This is a genomic window from Mycobacterium sp. 1245111.1 (assembly GCF_001673405.1).
GTDB lineage: Bacteria > Actinomycetota > Actinomycetes > Mycobacteriales > Mycobacteriaceae > Mycobacterium.
Genome location: NZ_LZLV01000146.1, coordinates 73,773 through 82,284 on the forward strand (window position 1 = coordinate 73,773; position 8,512 = coordinate 82,284).

9 protein-coding genes are annotated in these 8,512 nt (G+C 68.4%); 4 read left to right on the forward strand and 5 right to left on the reverse strand.

The window, feature by feature from the left end:
• Nucleotides 1-19 precede the first annotated feature (19 nt).
• The 4 genes from A5658_RS24085 to A5658_RS24100 all read right to left on the reverse strand — a co-directional run bounded on the left by A5658_RS24085 (nucleotide 20) and on the right by A5658_RS24100 (nucleotide 2,589).
• Complete coding sequence (locus A5658_RS24085; protein WP_067341222.1) at nucleotides 20-301, reverse strand: hypothetical protein; 282 nt, start codon at nucleotides 299-301, stop codon at nucleotides 20-22.
• 75 nt (nucleotides 302-376) lie between these two features.
• A complete protein-coding gene (locus A5658_RS24090) occupies nucleotides 377-718 on the reverse strand; it encodes a DUF3253 domain-containing protein (RefSeq protein ID WP_082993400.1) in 342 nt (113 codons plus the stop codon).
• A 78-nt stretch (nucleotides 719-796) separates the two neighbouring features.
• Entirely contained in the window at nucleotides 797-1,753 is a 957-nt protein-coding gene (locus A5658_RS24095; protein ID WP_067341225.1) for an electron transfer flavoprotein subunit alpha/FixB family protein, read from the reverse strand.
• 35 nt (nucleotides 1,754-1,788) lie between these two features.
• Nucleotides 1,789-2,589, reverse strand: a complete 801-nt coding sequence (locus A5658_RS24100; RefSeq protein ID WP_067341228.1) for an electron transfer flavoprotein subunit beta/FixA family protein — start codon at nucleotides 2,587-2,589, stop codon at nucleotides 1,789-1,791.
• 260 nt (nucleotides 2,590-2,849) lie between these two features.
• On the opposite strand from A5658_RS24100, the gene A5658_RS24105 reads away from it, so the two are divergent.
• The 4 genes from A5658_RS24105 to A5658_RS24120 are packed head-to-tail and all read left to right on the forward strand — an operon-like array spanning nucleotide 2,850 to nucleotide 7,846.
• Nucleotides 2,850-3,647, forward strand: a complete 798-nt coding sequence (locus tag A5658_RS24105) for a bifunctional 2-polyprenyl-6-hydroxyphenol methylase/3-demethylubiquinol 3-O-methyltransferase UbiG (RefSeq protein WP_067341232.1) — start codon at nucleotides 2,850-2,852, stop codon at nucleotides 3,645-3,647.
• Nucleotides 3,644-5,221, forward strand: coding sequence for a glycoside hydrolase family 57 protein (locus tag A5658_RS24110; RefSeq protein ID WP_067341234.1), 1,578 nt, complete (start codon nucleotides 3,644-3,646; stop codon nucleotides 5,219-5,221). Before A5658_RS24105 ends, A5658_RS24110 begins: the two co-directional genes overlap by 4 nt.
• A complete protein-coding gene (locus A5658_RS24115; protein ID WP_067341237.1) occupies nucleotides 5,218-6,462 on the forward strand; it encodes a glycosyltransferase family 4 protein in 1,245 nt (414 codons plus the stop codon). Before A5658_RS24110 ends, A5658_RS24115 begins: the two co-directional genes overlap by 4 nt.
• A gap of 31 nt (nucleotides 6,463-6,493) precedes the next feature.
• Nucleotides 6,494-7,846, forward strand: a complete 1,353-nt coding sequence (locus tag A5658_RS24120) for a TIGR01777 family oxidoreductase (RefSeq protein ID WP_067341240.1) — start codon at nucleotides 6,494-6,496, stop codon at nucleotides 7,844-7,846.
• On the opposite strand, the gene A5658_RS24125 is transcribed toward A5658_RS24120, so the two are convergent.
• A complete protein-coding gene (locus A5658_RS24125) occupies nucleotides 7,843-8,466 on the reverse strand; it encodes a TIGR03085 family metal-binding protein (protein WP_067341243.1) in 624 nt (207 codons plus the stop codon). The genes A5658_RS24120 and A5658_RS24125 overlap by 4 nt on opposite strands.
• Between the last annotated feature and the right edge of the window lie 46 nt (nucleotides 8,467-8,512).

Sequence of the window (8,512 nt, forward strand, 5' to 3'; positions counted from 1 at the left end):
CGGCGCAACCTCTTCCGGCTCAGCCGTGCGGAGCCTCGTCAATCTTGCTGTCCGGCTTGCCCAACGTCTGGCAGTAGGTGGCCACCGACAACCGGGTCGCACTGATCTGCAGGTTCGAGGGGTCAGCGCCGCTCTTGTCTTTGAGCATCTTGCTCACCTCGTCGTTCTGCTTCTTCTCGTCTTGCGTCGTGAAATCCTTGCACTTGGTGTCGCCACCGGTGTTGACGATCTGCGACGCGGAACATCCGCTGAACAGAACCGCGGCGATCGCGAATACGGCTGGCGCCGTTGCCTTCATCATCGAGTCCCTTCCCTGGAACGAAGCTGGCAACTGTCTGTACACCGCCGAGCCCGAATTCAAACCTGGCCACGGCCCCTAAGCTGGCAGTATTCGTATTCGGATCGGCCCGCGAGGCTCGGAATCCGGGTCGATCGCCGTGCCACGCTGGGTGATCTCCACGTCCCCGTCGCGCGCCAAGTCCAAAGCGGTGCGGCGAGCCTGCGCGGTCAACTCGCGCCAGTCTGCGCCGCCGACCGCGCGGGCCGCGTCCGAGGGACAGATGCTGGAGTCCGGTCCGCGGTGCTGCGCGAGAGCGAGGATCGCAGCGCGCAACCGCGCCGCGTCCCGGCCCCCGCCCAGCGCGGTATTCGCGTGCGCCGCGCCGGGACCCGTGCCGTCGGCCACCTGGGACAACTCACGATGCGGGTCGCTGCTCACCACACCAGGGTATTGAGCGAGCCGGAGCGAGCAAAAAGCCCCCGACACGCGCAGGCGTGCGGGGGCTTTCGCGTGCGATCAGCCCTTGCGGGCCTTGACCGCCTCGGTGAGCTGTGGCGCGACCTTGAACAGGTCGCCGACAATCCCATAGTCGGCGATCTCGAAGATCGGCGCCTCTTCGTCCTTGTTGACCGCGACGATCGTCTTCGACGTCTGCATGCCGGCACGGTGCTGGATGGCCCCGGAGATGCCCAACGCGATGTAAAGCTGCGGCGAGACCGTCTTTCCGGTCTGGCCGACCTGGAATTGACCCGGGTAGTAGCCGGAGTCCACCGCGGCACGCGAGGCGCCGACCGCGGCACCCAGCGAGTCAGCCAACTCCTCGACCACGTGGAAGTTGTCGGCGCTGCCGACACCACGACCACCGGACACCACGATGGTGGCCTCGGCCAACTCCGGGCGGTCGCCGGCGACGGCGGGCTCACGCGCGGTGACCTTGGCGGCATTCTCGGCGGCTTCGGGCACCTCGACGGTGACCTTCTCGCCGGCGCCCTCGGCCGGTTCGGCGTCGATCGCGCCGGCGCGCACGCTGATCACCGGGGTGTCACCGTTGGCCTGCGCCTCGACGGTGAACGCGCCACCGAAGATGGAGTGAATGGCCTTGGGGCCGGCCTCGATACCGACCACGTCGACCAGCAGGCCCGAACCGATCCGGGCAGCCAGCCGGCCTGTGATTTCCTTGCCGTCGGCGCTGGAGGCCGCCAAAACGGCTGCCGGGCTGGCGGATTCGGCCAACGCGGCGAGCACGTCGACGGCCGGGGTGATCAGGTAGTTCTCCGCGGTGTCGGACTCGGCGACGTAGATCTTGGCGGCGCCGGCGGCCTTCAGCCCGTCGACCAATGGGTCGGCCGTGCCCGGCTTGCCCACGACGACGGCGGCGGGCTCACCGAGAACCCGTGCGGCGGTGATCAATTCGGAAGTGACCTTCTTGAGGGCACCATCAGCGTGCTCGACGAGCACCAATACTTCAGCCATGAGTTTTCCGTGTCCTTCGGTTAAAGGTTTACGTCTTAGATGATCTTCTGGGCGACCAGATACTTGGCGATGTCGTTGCCGCCCTCGCCCTCATCGGCGACCTTCTCACCCGCGGTCTTCGGCGGTTTCGGGGTCGACGTCAGCACCTTCGAGCCGGCGTTCTCCAGGCCCACCTCGTCGCTCTCGACACCGATCTCGGCCAGCGTGAGCTTGGTGACTTCCTTCTTCTTTGCGGCCATGATGCCCTTGAAGGACGGGAAGCGCGGCTCGTTGATCTTCTCGTTGACGCTCACCACAGCGGGCAGCGTGGCCTCGAGGGTGAAGACACCGTCGTCGGTCTCACGCTCGCCGGTGATCTTGCCGCCTTCCAGCGACAGCTTGCGCAGGTGGGTCAGCTGCGGCAGACCAAGATACTCGGCGATGATGGCCGGCACGGCGCCACCGGTTCCGTCGGTGGCCTCGTTGCCGGCGATCACCAGCTCGGTGCCCTCGATGGTGCCCAGCGCGCGCGCCAGCGCCCATCCGGTCTGGACCACGTCCGAGCCGTGCATCCCGTCGTCGAGCAGGTGAACGGCCTTGTCGGCGCCCATCGACAGCGCCTTACGAATCGCCTCAGTGGCACGCTCCGGGCCGGCGGTCAGCACGGTGACCGATCCCTCGGTGCCGTCGGCGGCTTCCTTCTCGCGGATCAGCAGCGCTTCTTCGACCGCGCGCTCGTTGATCTCGTCCAGCACGGCGTCGGCGGCCTCACGGTCCAGCGTCCAGTCGCCCTCTGTGAGTTTGCGCTCTGACCAGGTGTCCGGGACCTGCTTGATCAGGACCACGATGTTCGTCATGAGAGTGGCTCGTCCTCCTCGAATGAATCCCGCAGCCGCAAGCCGCAGGACTTAGGTCACGTCTTGTGCGCACCGCACCCGCATGTTACTGACCGGTAACTTAGTGTGGTTTGCTCTCACACCATAGCGGGTCGTCCTGCGAGTTCTGTCCCCCCGTGCCTCCACAAGCGGGCGGCCCCTCACCCCGGGCGCTCGATTGCCCGAAGTCAACCATTCGCGACCCCGCGGAAAACACCGACACGCGTTAGCCTGCCTAGGCAATGAGCGCATTTATTCCTGAAGTTCCGCATGCCCCCGCGGACGCCGCCCTGCCGTTGACCGGTGAGCGGACGATCCCGGGCCTCGACGTGGAGAACTACTGGTTTCGCCGCCACGAGGTGGTCTACCAGCAGTTGGCGCAGCGCTGCGTGGGCCGCGACGTGCTCGAAGCCGGCTGTGGCGAAGGTTATGGCGCCGACCTGATCGCCGGGGTCGCGCGGCGGGTGATCGCGGTGGACTACGACGAGGCGACCGTCGCGCACGTTCGCTCCCGCTATCCGCGGGTGGAGGTGGTCCACGGCAACCTTGCCGAGCTGCCGCTGCCCGACCGGTCGGTCGACATCGTGGTGAACTTCCAGGTAATCGAGCATTTGTGGGATCAGCCACAATTTGTCCGCGAGTGCGCCCGGGTGCTGCGCCCGGGTGGGGTGCTGATGATGTCGACGCCCAACCGGATCACGTTCTCACCGGGCCGCGACACCCCGATCAACCCGTTCCACACGCGCGAGCTGAACGCCGACGAGATGACGGAGCTGTTGCACGACGCCGGCTTCACCTCGGTGTCGATGAGCGGCGTTTTCCACGCGCCGCGGCTGCGCGAGATGGACGCCCGCCACGGCGGCTCGATCATCGACGCCCAGATCGACCGCGCGGTCGCCGATGCACCGTGGCCGGCGGACCTGCTGGCCGATGTCGCCGCGGTGACCGCCGCGGATTTCGACATCGTCGAAGCCGACACCGACGACGCACGTCCCATCGACGACAGCCTGGATCTGGTGGCGATCGCGGTGCGGCCGTGACGGATAGGTCGAGCGAGCCGGTGCCGGGCCTCTTCACCCTGGTGCTGCACACCCATCTACCGTGGCTGGCCCACCATGGCCGCTGGCCGGTCGGCGAGGAATGGCTCTACCAGTCGTGGGCGGCGTCGTATCTGCCGCTGCTGCAGGTCCTGCGCCGCCTGGCCGACGAGGACCGGCACAGGTTGATCACGCTGGGCGTCACCCCGGTCGTGATGGCGCAACTCGACGACCCGTATTGCCTTGACGGGATGCATCATTGGCTCGCCAACTGGCACCTGCGCGCCGCGGAAGCTGCCAGCCTGCGACCCGGCGATGCCACCGACGGTTCGCCTGCCTCGGCCCCGGAAGCTCTGCGCGCCTTCGGCATTCGCGAAATGGCGGAAACCGAGCACGCGCTGCGCGATTTCGATACACACTGGCGCCACGGCGCCAGCCCGCTGCTGCGCCGGCTGATCGACGCCGGCACCGTCGAGCTGCTGGGTGGCCCGCTCGCTCATCCGTTCCAGCCACTGCTGAACCCGCGCCTGCGCGAGTTCGCGCTGCGGGAAGGCCTGGCGGATGCCCGGCAGCGGTTGTCGCACAAGCCAACTGGGATCTGGGCACCCGAATGTGCCTACGCCCCCGGGATGGAGCACGACTATGCCGCCGCCGGGGTGGGCCACTTCATGGTCGACGGCCCGTCGCTGCGCGGCGACACCGCGCTGGGTCGGCCGGTCGGCGACTCGAATGTCGTGACGTTCGGGCGCGACCTACAAGTGAGCTATCGGGTGTGGTCGCCCAAGTCCGGCTATCCCGGTCACGCGGCCTACCGCGACTTCCACACCTACGACCACCGCACCGGCCTCAAGCCGGCCCGGGTCACCGGCCGCAACGTGCCCTCGGAGAAGAAGTTGCCCTACGACCCCGAGCGCGCCGACCGGGCAATCGACAGCCACGTCGCCGATTTCGTCGACGTGGTGCGTCGCCGGCTGCTGTCCGAATCCGAGCGCATCGGTCGTCCCGCGCACGTGGTCGCGGCGTTCGACACCGAATTGTTCGGCCATTGGTGGTATGAGGGACCGGCCTGGCTCGAGCGGGTGTTGCGGGCATTACCGGAGGCCGGGGTGCGCGTCGGCACGCTGAGCGACGCCGTCGGCCAAGGCCTGGTCGGCGACGCTGTCGAATTGCCGCCCAGCTCTTGGGGTTCCGGCAAGGACTGGCAGGTGTGGTCTGGCGACAAGGTCGCCGATCTGGTACAGCTCAACGCCGAAGTTGTCGACACCGCGCTGACCACCGTCGACAAAGCGCTCGACCAGACGGCGTCGCTCGACGGGCCGATTCCCCGCGATCACATCGCCGATCAGATCCTGCGCGAAACCCTGCTCACGGTGTCCAGCGACTGGCCGTTCATGGTGAGCAAGGACTCGGCGGCCGACTACGCCCGCTATCGTGCGCATCTGCACGCGCACGCCACCCGCGAAATCGCCGGCACGCTGGCGTCGGGCCGCCGCGAGGCGGCACAGCGCCTGGCCGAAGGCTGGAATCGGGCAGACGGCCTGTTCGGTGCACTCGATGCCCGGAGGCTGCCGCGATGAGAATCCTGATGGTGTCCTGGGAGTACCCGCCGGTGGTGATCGGCGGACTCGGTCGACACGTCCATCATCTGTCGACGGCGCTCGCCGCCGCCGGCCACGAAGTCGTGGTGCTGTCGCGGCGGCCGACGGACACCGATCCGAGCACCCACCCGTCGTCGGACGAGATCAACGAGAACGTCCGGGTTGTCGCCGCGGCGCAGGACCCGCACGAGTTCACCTTCGGTACCGACATGATGGCGTGGACGCTGGCGATGGGCCACGCGATGGTCCGCGCCGGACTCTCCGTCAAGCAGCCGGGCAGCGACGAACAGTGGCGGCCCGACGTGGTCCACGCGCACGACTGGCTGGTCGCCCACCCGGCGATCGCTCTGGCCGAATTCTACGATGTGCCAATGGTTTCCACGATTCACGCTACCGAAGCCGGTCGACACTCCGGATGGGTAGCGGGGTCGCTGAGTCGACAGGTGCACGCCGTCGAGTCGTGGCTGGTGCGCCAATCCGACTCGCTGATCACATGTTCGCACTCGATGAGCGACGAGGTCACCGAACTGTTCGGGCCCGGGCTGGCCGAGACCATCGTGATCCGCAACGGTATCGAGGCCGCGCGCTGGCCGTTCGCGCCTCGCAAGCCGCGCAACGGCCCGCCGGAACTGCTGTACGTCGGCCGGCTCGAGTACGAAAAGGGCGTGCACGAGGCGATTGCGGCGCTGCCGCGGGTCCGGCGCGCGCACCCCGGCACCACCCTGACCATCGCCGGCGAAGGCACCCAGCAGGACTGGCTCATCGAGCAGGCTCGTAAGTACAAGGTGCTCAAGGCAACTCGCTTCGTGGGTCGACTCGACCATGACGACCTGTTGGCCGCGCTGCATCGTGCCGACGCCGCGGTGCTGCCCAGTCATTACGAGCCGTTCGGGCTGGCCGCGCTGGAGGCCGCCGCGGCGGGCACTCCGCTGGTGACATCGAACATCGGCGGCCTGGGCGAAGCGGTGATCAACGGCGAGACCGGAATGTCTTGCCCGCCACGCAATGTGGCGCAGCTGACCAAGGCGATCGTCGCGGTGCTGGACGACCCGGCGGCCGCCCAGCGCCGGGCGCGTGCCGCGCGCGAACGCCTCACCGCGGATTTCGACTGGCACACGGTGGCCGACGAAACCGCCCAGGTGTACCTGGCGGCCAAACGCGCCGAACGCCAACCCCTGCCCCGGCTGCCCATCGTGGAGCACGCGCTGCCGGATCGGTAGGCGGCTTCCCAACGCAGGTACCGTCGGCCTCATGGGACTTGTCTATTCGAGCGTGATCGACGCACCGATCTACGAGGTATTCGATTGGCACACCCGGCCGGGCGCCTTCACCCGGCTGACACCGCCGTGGTCCCCGATGCGGCTGATCGCCGAGGCCGATTCACTCGAGAACGGGCGGGCCGAGCTCGGCCTGCCGGGCGGCCTGCGCTGGGTGGCCGATCATCAACCGGACGGCTACGACCCGCCGCGCCGGTTCGTCGACTCCGTCGGCGCTGACGGCCCGGCGTCGCTGCCGGCCAAGCTGGCGGTGCGCTGGCGGCATACCCACGAGTTCGAAGAGGTCGACGGCGAGAAGACGCGGGTCATCGACCGGGTGCGGACGCCGGTTCCCGGCGCTGCGCTGCGGTCGATGTTCCGCTACCGGCACCGACAGCTGGCCGACGATATCGCCGCGCACCGGGACGCGGCCGCCCACGGGCTCGCGCCCCGCACCGTCGCAATCACCGGGGCGTCCGGACTCGTCGGCTCGCAGCTGGCCGCGTTCCTGTCCACCGGCGGCCACCGAGTGATCCGGCTGGTTCGCCATTCGGGCGCGGGAGACGGTGAACGGCAATGGAATCCGGACGATCCCGACCCGGGTTTGCTGGCCGGGATCGACGCGGTGATCCACCTCGCGGGTGCTTCGATCGCGGGACGGTTCACCGAGGACCATCGCGCCGCGATCCGCGACAGCCGGATCGGGCCGACCCGCCGACTGGCCGAGCTGATCGGGCGGTCGCCCGACGGACCCAAGGTGCTGATCAGCGCGTCCGCGATCGGGTACTACGGCTACGACCGCGGCGAGACCACGCTGACCGAGGCCAGCGAGCGCGGTGACGGGTTCTTGGCCGACGTCGTGGCCGACTGGGAGGAGGCCACCGCCGCTGCTGAGCAGGCCGGCGCCCGCGTGGTACAGGTGCGCACCGGCATCGTGCAGTCCCCCGCCGGCGGGACGCTGCGACTGCTGCGCCCGCTGTTCGCCGCCGGGCTCGGCGGCCGACTCGGCGACGGTCAGCAGTGGTTCTCATGGATCGGAATCGACGACGTCGTTGGCATCTACCACCGCGCGCTGTGGGACACCGAGCTAGCCGGGCCGGTCAACGCCGTGGCCCCCGATCCGGTCCGCAACGTCGAATACACCCGGGTGTTGGCTCATGTGCTGCACCGTCCGGCGCTGCTGCCGGTGCCGCCGCTCGGACCGAAGGTGCTCCTCGGCGACCAAGGCGCGCGCGAACTGGCCCTGGCCAATCAGCGGGTGCTGCCCGCGCGACTACAACAAGCCGATCATCGCTTTCGCCAGCCCAGCCTCGAGCAGGCTCTGCGCCACGTGCTCGGCCGCGGTTAGAGACCCCGCGGCGCCGCCTTCACCGCGGCGACGGTCTGTGGGTCGCCGCCGAATTCCACACGGACCGCGTCCCGGCCGGCGACGAACAGCAACAGCTCCTGAGGTTCACCGGTGATCGTGACCGCGTCCCCGCGACCGACACCCGCGATCCGCTCTCCGGCCGGTGTCTGCAACACAACCTGAGCGGGCAGCTTGCTCAACATGATCCGGCTCATCAGCCCGAGCTGGCGGCGCAGTTGCCGTGCGGTGGAGGCGTCCAGTACTCGAGGTTGCCAGCCGTCGACGGCTCGCCGGACGTCCTCGTGGTGGATGAACATCTCGCCGAGATTGGCGAGTGGGTCGAGCAGCTTGAACGGTGAGTAGATCGGCGGGCCGGATGCGACCAGGTCGACCAGCGCGTCCCAGTTGTTCGAGCGGGCAACGTTGTCCTGCACTTTGGCCGTGTAGCCGGCCAGGAACGGCAACGCGATGCCCGCGGTCGCGTCCAGACGTCGTTCGCGGACAACCAAGTGAGCGGCGAGATCGGTGGTGTTCCAGCCTTCGCAGAGCGTCGGCGCATGTGGGCCCACTTCGCGCAACGTTTCCACCAGGGCACTTCGTTCGCGCTGCGCTGCGGTCATGTCCCCAACCCTAGGACATCGGCCCTCGCTGGCGAGCGGCGCAGAT